The 18,919-nt window shown below is 59.6% G+C and carries 18 protein-coding genes; 8 read left to right on the forward strand and 10 right to left on the reverse strand.

All coding sequences use genetic code 11. From position 1 onward, the window contains the following. The first annotated feature begins 117 nt into the window (after nt 1–117). Both IE079_RS11290 and IE079_RS11295 read left to right on the forward strand, forming a co-directional pair. Nucleotides 118–1,272, forward strand: coding sequence for a TAXI family TRAP transporter solute-binding subunit (locus IE079_RS11290; protein ID WP_189576475.1), 1,155 nt, complete (start codon nt 118–120; stop codon nt 1,270–1,272). A gap of 127 nt (nt 1,273–1,399) precedes the next feature. Beyond that, on the forward strand, nt 1,400–3,394 hold the full coding sequence (locus tag IE079_RS11295; RefSeq protein WP_189576477.1) for a TRAP transporter permease: 1,995 nt from the start codon (nt 1,400–1,402) through the stop codon (nt 3,392–3,394). A gap of 58 nt (nt 3,395–3,452) precedes the next feature. On the opposite strand, the gene IE079_RS11300 is transcribed toward IE079_RS11295, so the two are convergent. Together IE079_RS11300 and IE079_RS11305 are read right to left on the reverse strand one after the other, a co-directional pair. Next, the gene (locus IE079_RS11300; RefSeq protein WP_189577048.1) at nt 3,453–4,565 is read right to left on the reverse strand and encodes an S-(hydroxymethyl)glutathione dehydrogenase/class III alcohol dehydrogenase; all 1,113 of its coding nucleotides are present in this window, start codon (nt 4,563–4,565) and stop codon (nt 3,453–3,455) included. A 125-nt stretch (nt 4,566–4,690) separates the two neighbouring features. Beyond that, a complete protein-coding gene (locus IE079_RS11305) occupies nt 4,691–5,242 on the reverse strand; it encodes a PadR family transcriptional regulator (protein WP_189576479.1) in 552 nt (183 codons plus the stop codon). A gap of 92 nt (nt 5,243–5,334) precedes the next feature. Between IE079_RS11305 and IE079_RS11310 the strand changes: the two genes are divergently transcribed. Next, nucleotides 5,335–5,742 (forward strand): DUF2306 domain-containing protein, encoded by a 408-nt coding sequence (locus IE079_RS11310; RefSeq protein WP_189576481.1) that lies wholly within the window; start codon nt 5,335–5,337, stop codon nt 5,740–5,742. 149 nt (nt 5,743–5,891) lie between these two features. Beyond that, entirely contained in the window at nt 5,892–7,505 is a 1,614-nt protein-coding gene (locus IE079_RS11315; protein WP_189576483.1) for a BCCT family transporter, read from the forward strand. Nucleotides 7,506–7,508: 3 nt separating this feature from the next. Here IE079_RS11315 and IE079_RS11320 read toward each other — a convergent pair whose 3' ends face one another. Next, nucleotides 7,509–8,870: an MBL fold metallo-hydrolase RNA specificity domain-containing protein gene (locus IE079_RS11320; RefSeq protein WP_189576485.1), complete on the reverse strand. Its 1,362-nt coding sequence runs from the start codon at nt 8,868–8,870 to the stop codon at nt 7,509–7,511. A 168-nt stretch (nt 8,871–9,038) separates the two neighbouring features. Between IE079_RS11320 and IE079_RS11325 the strand changes: the two genes are divergently transcribed. Together IE079_RS11325 and IE079_RS11330 are read left to right on the forward strand one after the other, a co-directional pair. Then, the gene (locus IE079_RS11325) at nt 9,039–9,779 is read left to right on the forward strand and encodes an AzlC family ABC transporter permease (protein ID WP_189576487.1); all 741 of its coding nucleotides are present in this window, start codon (nt 9,039–9,041) and stop codon (nt 9,777–9,779) included. Beyond that, nucleotides 9,776–10,090, forward strand: a complete 315-nt coding sequence (locus IE079_RS11330; protein ID WP_189576489.1) for an AzlD family protein — start codon at nt 9,776–9,778, stop codon at nt 10,088–10,090. The genes IE079_RS11325 and IE079_RS11330 overlap by 4 nt, the downstream gene beginning before the upstream one ends. Nucleotides 10,091–10,370: 280 nt before the next feature. On the opposite strand, the gene IE079_RS11335 is transcribed toward IE079_RS11330, so the two are convergent. The 4 genes from IE079_RS11335 to IE079_RS11350 all read right to left on the reverse strand — a co-directional run bounded on the left by IE079_RS11335 (nt 10,371) and on the right by IE079_RS11350 (nt 13,338). After that, the gene (locus IE079_RS11335; RefSeq protein WP_189576492.1) at nt 10,371–10,937 is read right to left on the reverse strand and encodes an NADPH-dependent FMN reductase; all 567 of its coding nucleotides are present in this window, start codon (nt 10,935–10,937) and stop codon (nt 10,371–10,373) included. Nucleotides 10,938–11,109: 172 nt separating this feature from the next. Next, the gene (locus tag IE079_RS11340; protein WP_189576494.1) at nt 11,110–12,135 is read right to left on the reverse strand and encodes an FAD-binding oxidoreductase; all 1,026 of its coding nucleotides are present in this window, start codon (nt 12,133–12,135) and stop codon (nt 11,110–11,112) included. Between the two features lie 7 nt (nt 12,136–12,142). Continuing rightward, the gene (locus IE079_RS11345) at nt 12,143–12,949 is read right to left on the reverse strand and encodes a family 1 encapsulin nanocompartment shell protein (protein ID WP_189576495.1); all 807 of its coding nucleotides are present in this window, start codon (nt 12,947–12,949) and stop codon (nt 12,143–12,145) included. Between the two features lie 5 nt (nt 12,950–12,954). Further along, nucleotides 12,955–13,338 carry an encapsulin-associated ferritin-like protein gene (locus IE079_RS11350; RefSeq protein ID WP_189576497.1) on the reverse strand — a complete coding sequence of 128 codons (384 nt, stop codon included), beginning with the start codon at nt 13,336–13,338 and terminating at the stop codon, nt 12,955–12,957. A 294-nt stretch (nt 13,339–13,632) separates the two neighbouring features. On the opposite strand from IE079_RS11350, the gene IE079_RS11355 reads away from it, so the two are divergent. Next, nucleotides 13,633–14,751 carry a mechanosensitive ion channel family protein gene (locus IE079_RS11355; RefSeq protein ID WP_189576499.1) on the forward strand — a complete coding sequence of 373 codons (1,119 nt, stop codon included), beginning with the start codon at nt 13,633–13,635 and terminating at the stop codon, nt 14,749–14,751. 223 nt (nt 14,752–14,974) lie between these two features. On the opposite strand, the gene IE079_RS11360 is transcribed toward IE079_RS11355, so the two are convergent. Together IE079_RS11360 and IE079_RS11365 are read right to left on the reverse strand one after the other, a co-directional pair. Continuing rightward, nucleotides 14,975–15,910: an alpha/beta hydrolase family protein gene (locus tag IE079_RS11360; protein ID WP_189576501.1), complete on the reverse strand. Its 936-nt coding sequence runs from the start codon at nt 15,908–15,910 to the stop codon at nt 14,975–14,977. A gap of 365 nt (nt 15,911–16,275) precedes the next feature. Then, nucleotides 16,276–17,202 (reverse strand): alpha/beta hydrolase family protein, encoded by a 927-nt coding sequence (locus IE079_RS11365; protein WP_189576504.1) that lies wholly within the window; start codon nt 17,200–17,202, stop codon nt 16,276–16,278. 354 nt (nt 17,203–17,556) lie between these two features. Between IE079_RS11365 and IE079_RS11370 the strand changes: the two genes are divergently transcribed. Next, nucleotides 17,557–18,048 (forward strand): acyl-CoA thioesterase, encoded by a 492-nt coding sequence (locus IE079_RS11370; protein ID WP_189576506.1) that lies wholly within the window; start codon nt 17,557–17,559, stop codon nt 18,046–18,048. Between the two features lie 17 nt (nt 18,049–18,065). Here the strand turns inward: IE079_RS11370 and nfi are convergent, their stop codons facing one another. Further along, nucleotides 18,066–18,761, reverse strand: a complete 696-nt coding sequence (gene nfi, locus IE079_RS11375; protein WP_189576508.1) for a deoxyribonuclease V — start codon at nt 18,759–18,761, stop codon at nt 18,066–18,068. Nucleotides 18,762–18,919: the final 158 nt, after the last annotated feature.

Here is an 18,919-nt window from a genome sequence, read left to right on the forward strand (position 1 = left end):
CAATCAGTAGTTGACTGGCTACTTATTAACGACCTACAGTCATTGGCCATAACCAATAATATTCCGCAAAGCGGAAATCTGAACCAAAAAATACAACAATATCGAGAGGAAAAACCGATGCCCACTATCAAACGGCACCTGCTTGCCTTCGCCCTGGCAACCACACCCGCCATGGCCTTCAGCGCTGACGGCGTTGAACTGCCAGACACCCTCGGGATGACGGCTTACGGCACCAGTTCGGCGGGCTACAGTCAGATGGTATCCATCGGCAACCTGCTGCAGAACGAGTACGGTGTTTCTGTGCGCATACTGCCCGGTGACAATGACGTTTCCCGCATGACACCCCTCAAGATGGGGCGGGTTCCCTTGTGTGCCTGTGGCATCGCGGCCTTTTATGGTGCCGAAGGCGTCCTTCTGTTTGCCGATGAAGACTGGGGACCGCAACCGATCCGGGTGGTCACCACTTCCATCGCCAGCTTCGGTCTGAGCATCGCGGTGGCCGGGGATATCGATGTGGAAGTCCCCTCCGATCTCGAGGGCAAGCGGGTGTCCTACATTCGTGGCGATGACGCCCTTAACCTGGGAACGGAAGCCATGCTCGCCTTCGGTGACCTGACCTGGGATGACGTGGAGCGAGTGGAGTTTCCGGGCTACGGCCGCTCATTTGACGGCATTATCGCCAATCAGACGGATACCGCGTTTACCGTGAGTGTTGCCGGTGGTCCCCAACAACTGGCGGCGAGCCCGCGCGGCATCACCTGGCTGACCCTGGACCCGGACAACAAGGAAGGCTGGGCCCGGCTGAAAGAGGTCGCGCCATACTTCCAGCCTCACAAGGTGACCTCGGGGGCCGGTATCAGCGAGGACGATCCCTGGATCGGCTCCAGCTACCCCTACCCGATCCTGGTGGCCAACGCCGGCACCAACGATACCCTGGTCAAGAGCATGGTGAAGATCTTCACCGAAGACTACGACAAGTACAAGGACGCTGCACCGGGTAACGAGGGGTACGCTCTTGATAACCAGAACATGCAGTGGGTGATCCCGTTCCACGATGCCGTGGTGGAGTACTACAAGGAAATCGGTCACTGGACCGACGAGATGCAGGAGCACCAGGACATGCTTGTGCGTCGTCAGAACCTCCTGCTGGACACCTGGGACAACTTCACTGCCGGTGATACGCCTGACGATGATGACGCCTTCCGCAGTGCCTGGATGGAGGTCAGGGCTGAAGCTCTGGAAGAAGCGGGGATGAATCCGATCTTCCGTTGAGTTCACAGCCTTCGGAAGCCTGTCGCCAGCAGTGTCCTGCCCTCTCATGACCTGTTCGCGACGGCTTCCTTGATGGCGGGAGGTTTGATCGCCTCCCGTCGGAGTCTTCCGACGGAGTGTCTGCGCAATGACCCAACCCCCTGAAACCACTTCCCCTGACCCGGAGAAAGTGACCGGTATCCGGCAACCGGGCGGCCTCTGGCCGTGGGTTCCCCGCCTTGTCACATTGGCACTGACCCTGTTCACCATCGATTACCTGTTCAACCTGCAGCTGATCAATGTGGTCACCCAGGTGGAGAGTCAGTTTTTCTACACAGTGGTGGCGCTGATGCTGCCACTGGTGTTCGTGTTATGGCCGATCAGCCGCCATGCGGCCCGGGACCGTGTGCCCTGGTATGACATCGTGCTGTTTCTGGCATCAATCGGTATCTGCGGTTTTTTCGTGATCAGCGCCGAACAGATCCTGGACGAGGGCTGGGAATACGCGGCGCCCCAGTACGCGGTTGTCATGAGCTTCCTGTTCTGGGCCACTGTGCTTGAGGCAATCCGCCGGGCAGGGGGGCTGCCCATTGCGATTATCGTGGGGCTTGCGAGTCTCTACCCGATTTTTGCCGACGTGGTGCCGGGCCCGATTCAGGGCTTCCCCTCGTCACCACCGCAGACTGCCATCTATCTGGCCATGAGCCGTGAGGGGATCATGGGGATACCCCTGCAGGCCTTTGCCAACCTGGTCATCGGCTTCCTGCTGTTTGGTGTTGCCCTGCAGAAGACCGGTGGTGGCAAGTTCTTTATCAACCTGGCGTTTGCACTGCTGGGCCATGTCCGGGGCGGCCCTGCCAAGGTGGCGGTATTCTCCAGCGGCCTGATGGGCTCCATGAGCGGCAGTGTGATCACCAATGTGATGACCACCGGCGTGATGTCCATTCCGGCCATGCGCCGGGTGGGTTTTGGCAGGTCCTACGCGGCGGGGGTGGAAGCCTGTGCCTCGACGGGGGGCGTGCTGATGCCACCGGTCATGGGCGCAACGGCCTTTATCATGGCAGCGTTCCTGAATATTCCCTATGGCACCATTGCGCTGGCAGCGGTGGTGCCGTCGGTGTTGTATTTCCTGGGCCTGTTTATCCAGATCGACGCCTATGCCGCCCGCCATGACCTCAAGGGGCTGCCAGCGGATGAGTTGCCATCGCTGAAGAAAACGCTCAAGGAAGGCTGGTATTTCATTTTCGTGTTCGTGTTGCTGATCTGGTTGCTGTTTTTCCTGCGTCAGGAGGCCACCGCGCCATTCTATGCCACGGCGCTGCTGCTGGTGATCAACCAGGTGCTGCCTTACCAGCGCTGGGGTTGGCAGGACGTGAAAGACTTCTTCTTTGATGCGGGCAAGCTTTTCGCGGAGCTGATTGCCATCCTGGCGGGCGTCGGGCTGCTGGTCGGAGCCCTGTCAGTTACCGGGCTCTCCGGCACCATCGCCAATGACCTGATCTTTCTGGCCGGGGGCAACACGCTGGTGTTGCTGATGATGGGTGCGGTGACCAGTTTCATTCTGGGTATCGGTATGACCGTGACCGCCGCCTATATCTTCCTGGCCGTGGCACTGGCACCTGCCCTGATAAGCGGTGGCGGCATGGATCCGCTGGCGGTGCACCTGTTTATCCTTTACTGGGGAATGCTCAGTTTCATTACGCCACCGGTGGCCCTGGGGGCGTTTGCTGCCGCCACGGTGGCCGGCTCCCGCGCTATGGAAACCGGTATCCAGGCCATGCGTCTGGGCAGTGTGATCTACTTTATCCCGTTCCTGTTCGTGCTGAATCCGGCGCTGATTTTTCAGGGCGTCTGGAACGAGGTGCTGGTGGTTATCCTGCAGGCGCTGGCCGGAGTGGTGCTGATTGCCGGAGCCATGCAGGGCTGGTTGTTGGGGGTGGGAAATCTGGCCGCCAGTGGTGTATTGCAGTGGCCGGTCAGGCTGGCGCTGATCGTCGGGGGGCTGCTGTTGGCGGTGCCCGGTGGAGGACCGGTTCCGCTCACTAACCTGCAACTGTCAGTGATCAGTGCGGTGCTGATTATCCCCGCCGTTGTGCTGGCGAAGGTCAGCCATCGCCGTTACCTGGCGGCTGCGAACGGGTAGGGGGCAGGAGGTCCGCCGGGGCATCCCTCTCCGGCGGACTTCCTGTGGCACGGATCGATCAGTAGTGAATCACCGTGCGGATGCTCTTGCCTTCATGCATCAGCTCGAAGGCATCATTGATGTCCTCCAGCTTCATGTTGTGGGTAATGAAAGTGTCCAGCGGGATCTCGCCGCTTTCGGCCTTCCTCACATAGTCCGGCAATTCGGTACGGCCCTTCACGCCACCGAAAGCGGAACCTTTCCAGACTCGCCCTGTAACCAGCTGGAAGGGACGGGTGCGAATCTCTTCCCCGGCGCCCGCCACGCCGATAATGATGGATTCACCCCAGCCCTTGTGGCAGCACTCCAGGGCTGAGCGCATCAGCTCGACATTGCCGACGCACTCGAAGGAGTAGTCCACACCGCCGTCGGTCATTTCAACAATGACTTCCTGGATGGGCTTGTCGTGGTCCTTCGGGTTGACGAAATCCGTGGCGCCCAGTTCCTCGGCGATCTCGAACTTGGACGGGTTGATGTCGATAGCAATGATGCGGCTCGCTTTGGCCATTTTGGCACCGATAATGGCGGCCAGGCCGATGCCACCCAGACCGAAGATGGCGACGGTAGCGCCCTCTTCCACCTTGGCGGTATTGAGCACCGCACCGATACCGGTAGTGACGCCACAACCCAGCAGGCAGACCTTGTCCAGCGGCGCCTCTTTGGGGATCTTCGCCAGGGAGACGTCCGGCAACACCGTGTATTCGGAGAACGTGGAGGTTCCCATGTAGTGATACAGCGGTTCGCCGTTGTAGCTGAAACGGCTGGTGCCATCGGGCATCACGCCCTTGCCCTGGGTGGCCCGGACTGCGCTGCACAGGTTGGTCTTGCCGGAGGTGCAGAACTTGCACTTGCCGCATTCGGCGGTGTACAGCGGGATCACATGGTCGCCCACTTCGACGGAGGTCACGCCTTCGCCCACAGCTTCCACAATGCCGCCACCCTCGTGACCAAGGATGGTGGGGAACAGTCCTTCGGGATCTGCTCCTGACAAGGTGTAGGCATCGGTGTGGCAGACGCCGGTGGCGACAATGCGCACCAGCACTTCGCCGGCTTTGGGCGGCTCCACGTCGACTTCGACGATCTCGAGGGGTTTGTTGGGCCCGAAGGCTACGGCGGCGCGGGATTTCATCAGGGGGAGCTCCTTGGGGGTTCGTGAAGGCATATTTTTGCAAATATGGACGTATTGCCTGACGGATATGGTATCAGAGCTAACGTTGACTCGGTGATCACGATACCGGGAAATGTCATAGCGTCCGGCTATGATCTGCTTTTGATTTCATGATTCAGCACGGCAACGACCTCATCCGCCCATGCCAGGTTTGATTCCATGGACCGGATGCCTTTCCTGAGGGCCAGATGCTGCAGCCGGAAGCGGAAGGGCACTTGCTCCGGCGCCGAGAAGTATTCCGCCTCAATATCACGGTACCGGTCGAGCTCTTGCCGCCAGTTCTGCCGTTGGCGGGTGATTTCTGCCATTAGCGATTCAGGGTCCACCAGGTCGCCCCCAAACAGCTTGACCAGCAGTGGATCACGGGTAGGTGGCCGCCCCTGGGATTCTGTGAGCCAATTTGCCAGGTCAGCGATGCCGGCGTCCGACAGGCGGTAAAGCTTCCGGTCCGGCCGACTGTCCTGGGGTACATCCTCCACTTCCAGTAAGCCTTCTTCGGTCATTTTCGACAGTTCCCGGTAGATCTGCTGGTGGCTGGCATTCCATACATTCGCCATGCGGGTACGGAAATTCCGGGTCAGGTCGTAGCCGGTTGCCGGTTGTTCGTGGAGGGCGGCCAGCACGGCGAATTTCAGCGACATGGAAACTCCTTCGGACATCGTTATGCATATTGTTGCATAGTTATTCGGTAAAGAATATTATGCAAAAAAGTGCATAACAGGGAGAGGAAAAAATGAACCTGAACGCGTTGCTGGCGGCCAGTCTGCCAATTCAGATCCATGTGGTGACAGTCATGCTCGCCCTGGTGATCGGGCTGCTACAGCTGGTACTGAAGCGGGGTACCTCATTGCACCGGACCATGGGGTGGGGCTGGGTTGTCGCCATGGCGGTCACGGCAGTGTCATCGTTTTTCATTCATCGGATCCAGCTGGTGGGGCCGTGGAGCCCGATCCATATCCTGTCAGTGGTAACGCTGGTCTACCTGACATTGGCCATACAGGCCGCAAGGCAGGGCAATATGCGACGTCACGGCATGATCATGGCGTCGCTGTTCCTGTTTGCCGTGATCGGAGCGGGCGTCTTTACCCTGCTTCCGGGGCGGCTGATGCATGTGGTGCTGTTTGGTCAGGTGGGCGAATAACCTGGCACGGTGCTGATGACGAGGGCCGAAGGCATCGGTATTTCCCGCTTGGTGGATGGGCCGGGCCCAATAGCACATGACATATTGCTAATGAACTGGCTCATACTTTTCACAGCTCCTACCTTTCAGCTAAGAGAGGAGGGCATGTGATGGAAGAACTCGCGAGAAAGCTCGGGCTCAGGACTGACCCGACCATATTTTTCGTCTCCGCCGGCATCATGGTGGTGTTTCTGGTGGCCTTGCTGATCGCGCCTGGTCCCATTGGCACTGCCTTCGGTGCGGGGCGGCACTGGATCGCGACCAACCTTGGCTGGTTCTTTATTTTCGGGGTGACCATCTGGGTGGTGTTTCTGCTCTGGGTAGCCATCAGTCGCTTCGGCTCGATCCGCCTCGGTGGCAACGATGCCACGCCGGACTATGGCAATATCTCCTGGTTCACCATGCTGTTCGCCGGTGGTATCGGCACGGTACTGATGTTCTGGGGGGTGGCCGAACCCATCTCGCATTTCGCCAATCCTCCACGACCGGACGTTGATCCGTTCACGGTAGAGGCGGCCGATGATGCCATGGGGTTCGCAATTTACCATTTGGGGCTGCATACCTGGGCGATTTTTACCTTGCCGGGTCTGGCGTTTGCCTATTTCATCTATCGCTATAACCTGCCCATGCGATTCAGCTCGGTGTTTTATTCGCTGATTGGTGAACGTATCTACGGACCGGTTGGCAAGACTCTGGATGTGTTTGCCATTCTCGGCACCCTGTTCGGTGTGGCGGTTTCCATTGGTCTGGGCACTCAGCAGATCAATGCCGGTCTGTCGGAGCTGCTGGGGGTGCCGGACTCCGTTACCACCAAGGTCATCATTATTGTTGTGCTGACCACGGTGGCGGTCTGCTCCATTGTTGCCGGCCTGGACAAGGGCATAAAGATGCTGTCCAACGTCAACATCGGAATGGCCGTGGGCCTGATGCTTTTCGTGCTGTTCACCGGTTCCACGGTGTTTCTGTTGCGGGCGGTGGTAGAGACGTTCGGCCTGTATATCACGAACATCCTGCCCATGGCTTTCTGGAACGATGCGCTGGCGGAATATGCCAATGAAGGCCAGGGTGAGTGGGGCTGGCAGGGTGGCTGGACGGTCTTCTACTGGGCCTGGACGGTAACCTGGTCACCCTTTATCGGCATTTTCGTGGCGCGTATCTCCCGGGGGCGTACGATTCGTGAGTTTGTCCTGGGGGTGCTGTTTGCCCCGTCCATCTTCACGCTGATCTGGTTTGCCATTTTCGGCTGGTCGGCCATGGAAATCGACGGTATCGGTGCCGAGGCCCGGGCTGCGCTTGGTGCTCAGGCCGGGTCCCTGGCTGCGGCGGTGGAGGAGAGCATTCCTCTGGCCATGTTCGCCTTCTTCGAGAACTTCCCGGCATCAACCCTGATTCAGGGGCTGGCCGTGGTGATCGTGGCAATTTTCTTCGCCACCTCGTCGGACTCGGCATCGCTGGTGGTGGATATGCTCTGTACCGGCACCGCTGAACCGGGGCCCTGGCACCAGCGGGTGTTCTGGGGTGTATCGGAGGGTGCCCTGGCGGCGATGCTGGTCGTGCTGGCCGGAGAAGCCGGGTTGACGGCGCTGCAGCAGGTTATCACCGTGGTTGGCCTGCCCATGTTTATCCTGGTGTTTGCCATGATGTTCGCGCTGCTTCGAGGACTGTCGAAGGAACACCTCTCCGACACCAAAGTGGGGGCGCCGCCAAAAACCGAGGAGCTGTAGGACTCAGATCTCTACTTCGTCGTACAGCTCTGGCACTTTGGTGTTCCAGCCCAGGCGTTCGCGGATGTGTTTGCGCATCTCATCCGCCGCCACCAGCTCGCCATGGGTGATATAGACATGGTCCGGGGTCAGTTGGCCCTGCTCCAGCCAGGTGAGGATTTCCTCGTAGTCGCCGTGGGCGGAGAGGGAATCCAGGTTGTGGATCTCTGCCTTCACCGGCCAGTACTCGCCGTGAATCTTCACTGACTCGACGCCGTTTACCATGGCATCCCCCCGTGTGCCGGGGGCCTGGAAACCGGCGAAAATGATGCTGTTGCGGGGGTTGGGCAGCAGCATCTTCAGGTGGTGCAGCACCCGTCCGCCACTGGCCATGCCGCTGGCGGAGATGATAACGGCGGGAAACTTTTTGGTGGTCAGCTCGATGGACTGCTCCACGGTGCGCACGAATCTGGTGTTCTCGTCGATCAGCCCGCACTGGGCCTGGCTCAGTCGGTGTTCCTTGTGGTGGCGGCTGAAGATCTCGGTAGCCCGGATGGCCATGGGGCTGTTCAGGTAAACGGGTAGCTTCGGAATCCGGTTCTCGGCCATAAGCTTGTGCACCAGGTACAGAAGCATCTGGGCGCGCCCTACTGCAAATGCTGGCATCAGCACCACGCCGCCACGGGCGGCGGTTTTGCCGATTATCTCGGCCAGCACCTGCTCCGGGTCTGTTTCGCCGTGGCGCCGATTGCCATAGGTGCTTTCACACACCAGGGCATCAGCCTTGCCGATGGGCTCGGGCCGACGCATGATGACATCGTCCTGGCGACCCACATCGCCGCTGAAGACCACGGTCCGGTCACTGGTAGTATCAGTGACATGCACACAGGAAGAACCCAGAATATGGCCGGCCGGTGTGAATTCGACCCTGAACCCGGGTACCGGTTCGAAGGGTTCATGGTAGTGCAGTGACTCGAAATGCTTCAGGGCCTCGTAGGCGTCTTTCTCGGTGAACAGGGGTTCTGGTTTATCGTGCTTGGAGAACTTCTTGCGGTAGGCGTAACGGGCGTCTTCTTCCTGCAGGAAGCCGGCGTCGGGTAGCAGCACCTTGCACAACTCGTGGGTGGCTTTGGTGCAGTAGATTTTCCCCCGGAACCCGTTTTTGACCAGCGCCGGCAGGTAGCCGCTGTGGTCGATATGGGCATGGGTCAGCACTACCGCATCGATGGTGCGAGGCTCAACCGGAAACGGCGCCCAGTTCCGGCGTCGCAGGGACTTGACGCCCTGGTACATGCCGCAATCCACCAGCAGCCGGTGTTTGTCATTGCTGAGCAGGTGCCGTGATCCGGTCACCGTGCCAACACCACCCAGAAAGCGAAGTTTCATATGCCAATCCCAGTGTCTGATTCTTTGATGACCACTATGGACCTGCAAGAAAGATTTTTCATTGATACCGCGCAGATAAAGACCCGACATCGGCATTATGGGTTGCCAGGCTGCGGCTTATACTTATATCCGGTGCCTGCCCCGGACGAAGTCTGCTAGATTCCCCGGATGACCGACAATGTTTATTCCTATCGATTCCAGCCGACCCGGGTTCGCGCTGAATTTTTCCGGCTGCTTCCGATCTCGCTGTTTGTGGTGGCATTCGGCGCGGCGTTTGGTCTCGCCGCCGTACAGCAGGGGCTGGAGCCCTTGCAGGCCCTGCTGATGAGCACCGTGGTGTTTGCCGGCGCGTCCCAGTTTGCGGCGGTGGATATGTGGGGACCCCAGGTCTCGCTGGTGCCGATGATGGCCGTGGTGTTTGCCATCAACTCACGGCATCTGCTGATGGGGGCATCGCTGTATCCCATGTTGCGAGACATGTCTCCGGGGCGCCGTTATGCTCTGCTACTGTTGCTGACCGACGCCAACTGGGCGGTGTCTGCCCAGCAGTACCAGAGTGGGCGGCGGAACCTGGAAGTGATCCTTGGCGGTGGCCTTGCCCTGTGGCTGGCGTGGGTGCTGGGGACCAGTCTGGGCGTCTACTTCGGCGGACTGCTTCAGGATCCCCACAGCCTGGGCCTGGATATGGTGCTGGGCTGCTTTCTGCTGGCCATGGCCCTTGGCGGAAACAAGACCCCCAGAACCCTGGTGGCCTGGGTTGTTGCGGGGGTGGCCTCAATGATGGCCTGGTACTGGCTGCCGCCGAATACCCATGTGGTGGTGGGAGCCCTTGCTGGCGGTGCTATCGGTTTTTTCTGGCTGGAGCCGCGCAGGGTCGCTGAGCCAGAGCCCGAGGGAGACAGATCATGACCCTGGAAACCTCGACAACCGGCATTCTGATCATTATTGCCCTGATGGCGCTGGTGACTCTGGCCACCCGCTGGGGTGGCGTATTCATTATGTCGTTCGTGCGTATCAACCCGCGCATCGAAAGCTTTATCAACACCATGGCCAGCTCGGTCCTGATTGCCATTATCGTACCCATGGCGTTCAGCGGGGATGCGGGCGCCATTGCTGCCCTCGCCACCACCACCGTGATCATGCTGGCGACCAGGCGGGTATTGCCGGCGATTGGTGCCGGTATCGCGGCGGCAGCGCTGATACGGTTCCTAGTGGGCTAGTGTGCCGTGCGGTCAATTCGCTGATCTACTGAGCCCCTGAGGGCCTTGAAAGCAAGGCGCGGTGGCGAAGGTTTGGTGGTTCCAAATCGAGGCAGCGCAACGCGGCTATCAAGGCCCTCAGGGGCTCCCGAAGGGCGCGACGCTGGGACTTCTGGCCGGTGTTGCCAGCCCTTGATGTGGAACCACCACACCGGCGGACTGGCGCCTTGGCCAGAAGCCCCAGCGTCACGCAGTAGGTCAGCGAATTGACCGCACGGCACACTAGGAGTCGCCCTGGCGGTTACTGGCGCATGGTTTTCAGGGCGGTGGCCCATTTCTTCATTTCGTCCAGCATGGATGACGCCGAATCGGTGTGAAGGTCCAGCGCCTGGAACTGTTTCTCTTCGTCGAAATGATCCCATGGCATCTGCACCATGACGCCTTCCACCATTGGCATCATGCGCACGGTGGTCACCAGCTGCTTGGCGATCTGGGCAGAGCGGATGCCCCCGGACGCACCGCCATAGCTGACGAAGCCGCAGGGCTTGTAGTTCCACTCCTTGTAAAGGAAATCAACAGCGTTAAAGAAGGAGGGCGGCGGGCAGTAGTTGTACTCCGGAATCACGAACACGTAGGCGTCGGCTTCAGCCACGGTCTCTGACCATTTTACAGTGTGTTCGTTTTCATATTTCTGCATGGCCGGATGATTGGGTTCGTCGAACACCGGCAGGTTGAAGTCTGCCACGTCCACCAGGGTGCTCTCGAACTTACCCTGTTTGTTGGCGAATTCATTGAACCAGCGGCCGACGGATGGGCCAACCCGTCCTGGACGGGTACTGCAGATGATGGTCTGGAGCTTGAGTGACATGGTCTGTGCTTCCTTCACCGAATGGCTGTTGAATGTCGCTCCGGATAACGGAGTCGATCAAGTCATACCAAGATAGTCACACCGGTCGCCAAGTGATAACGGATAAATCCGCCCGATTCGTTCAACTGGATTGAACTTCCGAGCTCTTTCATACGGCTTTCACTGGAGCGGCTCAGTCGTAGCTTTCAGTTTCCAGCCGGAACCCCCTTGGGTGGAGGTGCCCGGCCACCGACTCCAGCATGCCTGAGTGACCACAGGCGTAGGCCAGGGTGTCCCGGGGCTCCAGCCCATGATGGGTGAGAACCTCCTCCACCAGGGTGTCGACACGACCGGTAACGCCCGTCCAGCCCTGGTTGCGGGCCTCGTCCGGGCGGCTGACTGTGGGCAGGTAGGTCAGAAGGTCAGGGTGGGCCGCCGCCAGCGCCTCCAGTTCCTGCCGATAGCCGAACTCGTCCTGATAGCTGGCTCCCTGCATGAGCACCATCCGGTGTGCCCGCTGCCCACGGTGAAGACAGTCCCGCAGAATACTGATGAACGGGTTGATGCCGGTGACCGTGGCGATCATCAGATGGTTTGGCATCCGGCCATCAAACCGCAGGCCGCCTTTGGGTGGGCCGAGGGTGAGGGTGTCTCCCACCTGCAGCCGTCGTAACTGCTCGGACATCTGTCCGCCAGGGGCGAGTTCCACGAAGAACTCGAGGAACGCCTCGTGGGGAGCGGACACAATCGAGTAGGAGCGCCGAATGTCCCCGAGGCCCAGCTTGACTGACTGGCCCGGTGAGAACTCGAAATCCCCTGGCCGGGCAACCCGGAACACGATCAGGTCCGGCGTTACGTCGCGGCGTTCGATCACCAGTGCCGCGTCAGCTGTCGCTGCGGCATGGGGGGTGTCCGTTACCGAATCCGGAGACTCCGAACCGGAGGCGGACGGGCCGGGCTCCGCCGCTGCCGCGGCCTCACCTGGTTGCCGGGGCGCGGTTGGTTGTTGCCCTTGTGATGCGGGCATGTGTCCGTCGTGCTGCTGCAACCACGCCAGCAAACGCCATGCTTGCCCCGACTTGCGCTGACCGATAGCCTGCAGGGTCGAGCGCAGGTTGTCATCGCCGCAGGCGACCTGGCGCTGGCTCACATCATCCAGCTCCACCAGCGCCTGCCTGGCGACCTGCCGCCCCCGGGAAAGGTCCGTTTCGGTAGCCATGACGGGCCTACTTCTTCCGGGTCAGGGTGCAGATGGCCCCGGGCTCCTCCACCTGTAGCGCCAGGCTCTCACTGACAAACATCTGGTGATGGATGCCGTCGTTGGAAGAATACCCGGTCATCAGGTCCTGTCCGACGATAATGCGGCCGACACGCGGGTCCAGGAGTACGGCACCTTCGATTTCCGCCTTGAAAACACCGACTTCACACAGGCGCTTGAGATGCTCGAGTTGCAGCATGTCGGTGCCTTCGTAGCGGCGGAACAACAGGTTGTACCAGGTGGGTGACAGGACAAGCGCGTAGGGTCCGTGAAAGCCCTTGTCGTCCAGGTGATTGACCGCCGAGAGCACGTTCTCCAGGGCCTGTTCGATCTTGCTCCAGTCCTCGCACTTGACCTCGTTGCGGCCCTTCGCCGTCAGCAGGCCTTCCAGTCCGAAATCCGGCTGGCCGTAGTAGATGAACTCTTCCTCACGGCGGGCGACGGCTTCGGCAGCGTCTTCCACGGAACGCAGATCCAGGGGCTGGCCCATGGACTCGTAACCTTCAATACGGCGCACGCTCAGGCCAAAGCTCTTGCGCAGCATGGGGATGGCGCTGGCGCGGCTGAGCACGGCGCCGGCTTCATCCGCGGCCGGCTGACGGCAGTAACCTTCCTCGCCCACTTCAATGGCGGTCAGGCCGACACCATAGGGGCCGTCGACTTCCAGAAAGCGACGGCCGGTGAGGACTTCCCGTGCCGAACTGACAGCGGCTTCATCTATCCTCTCCCAGATGTCCTTGGAAAAAGAGGCGTTTTCACGATTAAGATAGTTCATGGCGTTTACTCACCCTTCATGGAACCGATGGTGAATTTGTTCAGCGATCTGGCGGGGCTGTCTTCACCGGCGCCGCTGAGATTCGCGTCGTCTTCCTCTGCCTCCAGAATGGGCTTTTTGGTGTAGAGGTAGATATCCATCTGTTCGGCAAAATCCGGATGATTGCGCCGCAGCCATTCCAACACCATGCAGGCGTGTTCGATTTCCTCCCGCATGTTGTGGAGCAGCAGGCCCTTGAGCTCCTCATCCTCGGTTGCATCTGCACGCTGTTGATACCAGTCCACGGCTTCCAGTTCTTCCTGTACGGAAACCAGGGCGCGATGCATGTCCCGGGTCTTGTCGGTCAGTTGCTCAATAGGCTCATGGTAACCGTCGCTTGCTCCTGCCATGTGGCTCTCCGCAATGGGTGTATGGTGAGTTCAGGGTCGAACGGTGTTGCGTATACTTCAAGAGCTTATGACGAAGCTCTGTAATTTCAAGGTATTTATGAGGAATTTTGCCGGACAGCAATGAAAACGATGGGCTGACTGCCAGCAGGCGGGCCCGTGCGAATCCACGAACTTGAACAGGTCGTCAGGCCGCTCGCGCGAGATGATCAGTGGGGCAGCGAAGTGACTTTCTGGCCTTTCGGAGCTGCATCCCTTACGTTATTCGCAGAGACCATCACCTGGAAGGAATGTGCAATGCTGGATGCTGTGGAGGTTGCCGGGGCTCTGGAAGAGGGGTTGCAGGCGTGGCTTGTACCAGGCCTTTTGGCATTGTTTGCGGTGATAGCCACTTATATCACCTATCGTGTCACGCTGGCACTGGTCCGTCGTTTTTCGGAGCGTCGCACCGTTCCCCGCCTGTTCCTGGATGCAGCAGCCAAGGCGTTGGGGGTGGTGACCAGCCTGTTGGTGCTGCAGGCGATGCTCAACGCGTCACCGGATGATCTGCCGCTTCTGCCGGCGGTGGAGCAGACAACCCTGTTGCTGCTGATTCTGGCCTTGACGTGGGCGGCGGTTCGCCTGACCTCTGTCATTGGCGAGGTCATCGTGTTGCTGAACCCCGTGCTGGAAGGGCAATGGAAACGGGCCCGCAAGGTGGAAACGCAGACCCGCTTCCTGGTCCGCTGCCTGAATGTTCTCATTGTTATCGTGGGCATTGGTGCCGCGCTGATGACCTTCGAGTCGGTACAGAGGATCGGTGCCAGTCTGCTGGCGTCCGCGGGTGTTGGTGGCATCATCCTGGGTTTCGCGGCCCGGCCGGTACTCAGTAATCTGCTTGCGGGTATGCAGATTGCGCTCACCCAGCCGTTCCGCATTGATGATGTGCTGTACGTTCAGGATGAATGGTGCTGGGTTGAGGAAGTAACCGCGACCTACGTGGTGCTGAGAGTGTGGGACCTGCGCCGGCTTATCGTGCCCTTGCAGTGGTTTATCGAGCATCCTTTCCAGAACTGGTCCCGGAGTTCGTCGGAACTGCTTGTCCCGGTCTTTATCTGGGTGGATTACACCATGCCCATCGAACCACTGCGCCAGGAGTTTTCCCGCCTGTTGCATAACCTGCCGCAGTGGGATGGCATCCTGGCGACCGTTCAGGTCACCGATTCCAATGATCAGGCCGTGCAGGTTCGTTTCCTGATGAGTGCCCCGGACTCCACCCAGAGCTGGGACCTGCGATGCGCCATCCGGGAAGGGCTGGTGACGTTTATCCAGCAGAATTATCCCTCTCAGCTGCCCCGCCTGCGCGCGCGCCTGATGGATACGTCTCCGGAGTTCGGAGACGACACGCCGGCAGAGGTAAAGCCGGAGGGCGGTTGATAGCCGGGGCCGGTCTCTGCAGGGGGCGACCTGTGAACATACACCACCAGGTCGTTCACGTCCTTGTCCCCGTGAGCGTAGGGCCGGTCTTCAAAGGCAAGAAAGTAGTCGTCCAGATCGGTTAAAGCAAAAGCCGGGCTACGGAATCACCGCAGCCCGGTTCAGGCTACTTATTTGTCTGGCCTGCAATTTTGACAGTACTGCAAACTTCAGGAATAGCGTTTCAGTATGGGCAGGTGCCGCGATACTCGGAGATATCCCGATCAGACTCGTGGCGCGGCCCGCAGACAAACTCGTTGTATCGCTGGTCCTGGTCCAGGTGCAGTTTCATCCAAGACACGCCCAGACGGCTCAGCACATCGTTGTAGCTGTTGCCGCCGTTACCGCAATAGTGGCTGCCACCGTTGATCTCCACAAAGGCCTTGTCGGTAGAGTCGGGGATCGCGTCGTAGAACGGATCGGCATGGCTGCGTACCGGTGCAATCGTGTCGTTTTCACAGGCGAAGATCAGCGTGGGCGTGGAAATGCTGCGGAACTGCAGGCTGGAGGTGTCCCACGGTGCCAGCGGAATGGCCGCCTTGATACGGCCCTCGGTCGCCACCCGCAGGGTGCCACCACCGCCCATGGACCAACCGACAACGCCCAGACGGGTGGTATCGACCATGCCGCTGATCGCGCTGGAGCCACTGTTGCTCTGGTCGATCAGATAGTCCAGCGCGCTGTTTATCTGGTTGGCACGGCTGGCAGGCTGGTCGAAGCCACTGTTGGTATCGATGGTCATGACCACGAAACCGTGAGACGCCAGCTTCGGCCCCCACCATGCAATGGACGACTCGGAGGATGCAAAGCCGGGAATAACCACAACAGCCGCCATGGTGCCGGTAGTACCGGTTGGATAGTGGATGGTGCCGCCGCCGAAACCGCTGACGAAGCTGGATACGTTGCTGGTCCGTACGCTGTATGGGCCACGGCTGGACTCCAGGATGGACACGGAGGGATCCGGGCCGCGCTCGAAGCCACAGTCGCTTTCGCAACCGCCATCATCACCACCGCCGCCATCGTTACCGCCACCACTGATGGCAAACGCGGAGGCCGAGAGCATCAGGCTGCCCGCCGCTATCAGCGACAGGGCTGATTTCTTACCGATCTGCTTGAACATAATGATTTCCCTGTTTTGTTTTGTTGTGCATTGTTAGCGGGGACTGCTCTCCCCGGCACGAACAGTAGCCCCGTCGTCGGGATGCAGCTTTCACGAATTGGCACCGGTTAGTGCATTCATCACGTTGTTGTCGGCAAACGAGTCCTGTCTTTCATGATTGGCCTGAATTTGGCGTTTCGAGCGCTCGCTCTTTTTTATCGGTTGGATCAGATAACAGTCGATTGAGCGGAGAAAACGCTGTGAGGCAGGGGGAAAAACCGGGTATGAAACGGAAAACGGGCCGTGGCGAACCACGACCCGTCAAGGCTGGCAGGGAGCCAGCACTCATCTGATCAGTTTGCTATGACTTTATGTGTACTGCCCTCTCAGTAGGGGCAGGTTCCCTGGTACTCGGAGATGTCCCAGTCGGACTCATGATCCGGTCCGCACAGGAACTGGTTATAGCGCTGGTCGTTGTCCAGGTGCCGCTTCATCCAGGACACGCCCAGACGACCCAGTTCGTCGTTGTAGCTGTTGCCACCGTTACCGCAATAGTGGCTGCCGTTATTCAGCTCGAAGAAGGCCTTGTCGGTGGAGTCCGGAATGGCGTCATAGAACGGATCGGCGTGGCTGCGAACCGGCGCGACAATGTCAGACTCACAGGCGAAGATCATCGTGGGCGTCTGGATATCGCGGAACCGGAAGCTGGATGTATCCCAGGGTGCCAGCGGGATCGCTGCCTGGATGCGGCCCTCGGCTGCAACCCGCAGGGTGCCGCCCCCGCCCATGGACCAGCCGATAACACCCAGGCGACTGGTGTCGATCATGCCGCTGTAAGGACTGGTGCTGCTATCGTTCTCATCGATCAGGTAATCCAGGGCATTATTGATCTGGGTGGCACGACTGGGCGGCTGGTCAAACCCGCTGTTGGTGTCGATGGTCATGACCACGAAACCGTACGAAGCCAGCTTCGGCCCCCACCATTCGATGGATGACTCGGCGGACACGAAGCCCGGGATCACCACGACCGCTGCCATGGTACCCGTGGTGCCAGTGGGATAGTGCACGGTGCCGCCACCGAAACCGCCCACAAAACTGGACACGCGGTCAGTATCTACGGAGTAGGGGCCGCTGGAGGCCTCCAGGAAAGATACCGTGGGATCCGGGCCTCGCTCGAAACCACAGTCACTGGTGCAACCGTTGTCACCATCATCGCTGCCACCGCCACCAGCGGCAAAGGCCGTAGCGGAGAGCAGCAAGGAGCTTGCTGCGATCAGTGACCGCAGCGGGTTGTTGGCATTGTGTTTGAACATATTGTTATTCCTGTTGCAGTACTTTGTTGTGTGTTGTTGTCGGGGACACCGCATCCCCGGAACGTAAACTAGTGTGTCGTGCGCGAAGTGAGCTTTCACGAATTGGCAGGAAAACGTGCATGAATCACGGTTGCTAAAAACAATATTTCTCGACTGACTTATGGGGCGGTATGGGGGCTTTTCGGGTGCCTTTGACCGTAGTTCTGTGTCAAAAGTGTAATGGTGTCGAACCTGAGTGCAGGTGTCCGGGTGTCTGAAGACGGGGCAGCTGATGTCGGCGCCACTCAGGGCGGACACTGGGGTATAGTAGGAATCATCATCTACCTTTTCCGGCAGCAGGAGAGTGCTCCAGGCATGTCTTCAAAAAACAGCAAGCCCGTGGCGGCGTCCGCCATCGACAAGCACGTCTACAAAGTCTTTCCCAACGATATGAATGCCCAGAATACCGTCTTCGGGGGCATGATCATGGCCAAGTGCGACCGGTTGGCACTGGTTGTCGCCGAACGGCACTCGGCCCGGGTTTGTGTGACGGCAGCGGTGGACTCCATTCATTTCCGGGCCCCGGCCAAGGGCAATGACACGCTATTGTTCAGCCTTTCCCTGAATCGCAGCTGGGGCTCCTCCATGGAGATCGGGGCGCAGGTGGAAGCGGAAAACAGTTACACCGGCGAGGTGCGGCATATCCTGTCAGCCTATTTCACATTCGTCGCCCTGGATGATGACGGCAAGCCGGTGGATGTGCCGGCCGTCACCCCGGAGACGGAGGACCAGAAACGACGATACGACGGTGCCGAAATACGGCGGGAAGGGCGGTTGTCCACCCGGGATCGGCTGTCCCGCCAGTAGCGTTCATGCTTTCGCGTTCAACGTCTTTCGGGTAACTGGTCGAGCCACTTCCAGCCCCGTCCGGAAGCAATGCCATCGGCCCAGCGAGTGGTTTCCGGCAGGCGATAGCGGGTCACGCAGGCCATTACATAGTGGATGGCGGTGGGCAGGCTGATGCGGTGTCCGGGTGAAATGTAGAGTGGCTTGACCCCCTGACGGGTACGCAGGACAGCGCCGATCGTTTCACCCTTGTCCTCAAGCGGAACCCAGGCGCCCTTGTCATCCGGGACCGGGCCGTGGGTTCCGGTCAACCTGCTCTTGCCAACGCCGATGGCGGGCAGGCCGGTGAGGATACCGGTATGGGAGGCAACCCCCAGTCGTCGAGGGTGGGCAATACCCTGGCCATCACACAGCAAAAGGTCTGGTTTGCGGTCGAGTTTTGCCAGGGCCTCGAGGATCACCGGGCATTCCCGGAAGGACAGCAGGCCGGGGATGTAGGGCATCGGCACTGGCTGACGGGCGATGGCGTAGTCGATGGGTTTCAGGTCAGCCAGCCGCAGCACCACGATGGCGGCGCGGGCAATGTCCCGGTTCTCGAAGCCCACGTCGACCCCGGCGACGGTGGTTATCGTGGGCAGGTCGTCCCGGGTAATGACCTGGCTGGCTGACTGCTGCTGAAGCTGGATGGCCTGTTGCGGTGTCAGGTCTTTCCAGTCACTGGTCGGATCGTACATCAGGCTCCCTTGTGCTGCGTGGTGGTCCCATAAAATAGCAGCAATCCGTGGGCGTTATCATGAAACCGGCACTGATGACCGGCGGTTTTCGCCACAAAAAATGACGACCAGTTGTCCTGGTAGCTATCAGCCTTCTTTTTACGGGCCGGTGCTGTCTC

It is taken from the genome of Marinobacter zhanjiangensis (assembly GCF_014651935.1).
In the GTDB taxonomy this organism is placed as follows: Bacteria; Pseudomonadota; Gammaproteobacteria; order Pseudomonadales; family Oleiphilaceae; genus Marinobacter; species Marinobacter zhanjiangensis.

Coding starts and splice junctions, on each gene's coding strand:
- IE079_RS11340 (WP_189576494.1), bottom strand. CDS start 12,135: ATGGCTACCGAAACGGACCTTTCCCGGGGGCGGCAGGTCGCCAGGCAG.
- IE079_RS11330 (WP_189576489.1), top strand. CDS start 9,776: ATGACCCTGGAAACCTCGACAACCGGCATTCTGATCATTATTGCCCTG.
- IE079_RS11355 (WP_189576499.1), top strand. CDS start 13,633: ATGCTGGATGCTGTGGAGGTTGCCGGGGCTCTGGAAGAGGGGTTGCAG.
- IE079_RS11350 (WP_189576497.1), bottom strand. CDS start 13,338: ATGGCAGGAGCAAGCGACGGTTACCATGAGCCTATTGAGCAACTGACC.
- IE079_RS11310 (WP_189576481.1), top strand. CDS start 5,335: ATGAACCTGAACGCGTTGCTGGCGGCCAGTCTGCCAATTCAGATCCAT.
- IE079_RS11295 (WP_189576477.1), top strand. CDS start 1,400: ATGACCCAACCCCCTGAAACCACTTCCCCTGACCCGGAGAAAGTGACC.
- IE079_RS11345 (WP_189576495.1), bottom strand. CDS start 12,949: ATGAACTATCTTAATCGTGAAAACGCCTCTTTTTCCAAGGACATCTGG.
- IE079_RS11290 (WP_189576475.1), top strand. CDS start 118: ATGCCCACTATCAAACGGCACCTGCTTGCCTTCGCCCTGGCAACCACA.
- IE079_RS11305 (WP_189576479.1), bottom strand. CDS start 5,242: ATGTCGCTGAAATTCGCCGTGCTGGCCGCCCTCCACGAACAACCGGCA.
- IE079_RS11360 (WP_189576501.1), bottom strand. CDS start 15,910: ATGTTCAAGCAGATCGGTAAGAAATCAGCCCTGTCGCTGATAGCGGCG.
- nfi (WP_189576508.1), bottom strand. CDS start 18,761: ATGTACGATCCGACCAGTGACTGGAAAGACCTGACACCGCAACAGGCC.
- IE079_RS11320 (WP_189576485.1), bottom strand. CDS start 8,870: ATGAAACTTCGCTTTCTGGGTGGTGTTGGCACGGTGACCGGATCACGG.
- IE079_RS11365 (WP_189576504.1), bottom strand. CDS start 17,202: ATGTTCAAACACAATGCCAACAACCCGCTGCGGTCACTGATCGCAGCA.
- IE079_RS11325 (WP_189576487.1), top strand. CDS start 9,039: ATGACCGACAATGTTTATTCCTATCGATTCCAGCCGACCCGGGTTCGC.
- IE079_RS11370 (WP_189576506.1), top strand. CDS start 17,557: ATGTCTTCAAAAAACAGCAAGCCCGTGGCGGCGTCCGCCATCGACAAG.
- IE079_RS11315 (WP_189576483.1), top strand. CDS start 5,892: ATGGAAGAACTCGCGAGAAAGCTCGGGCTCAGGACTGACCCGACCATA.
- IE079_RS11335 (WP_189576492.1), bottom strand. CDS start 10,937: ATGTCACTCAAGCTCCAGACCATCATCTGCAGTACCCGTCCAGGACGG.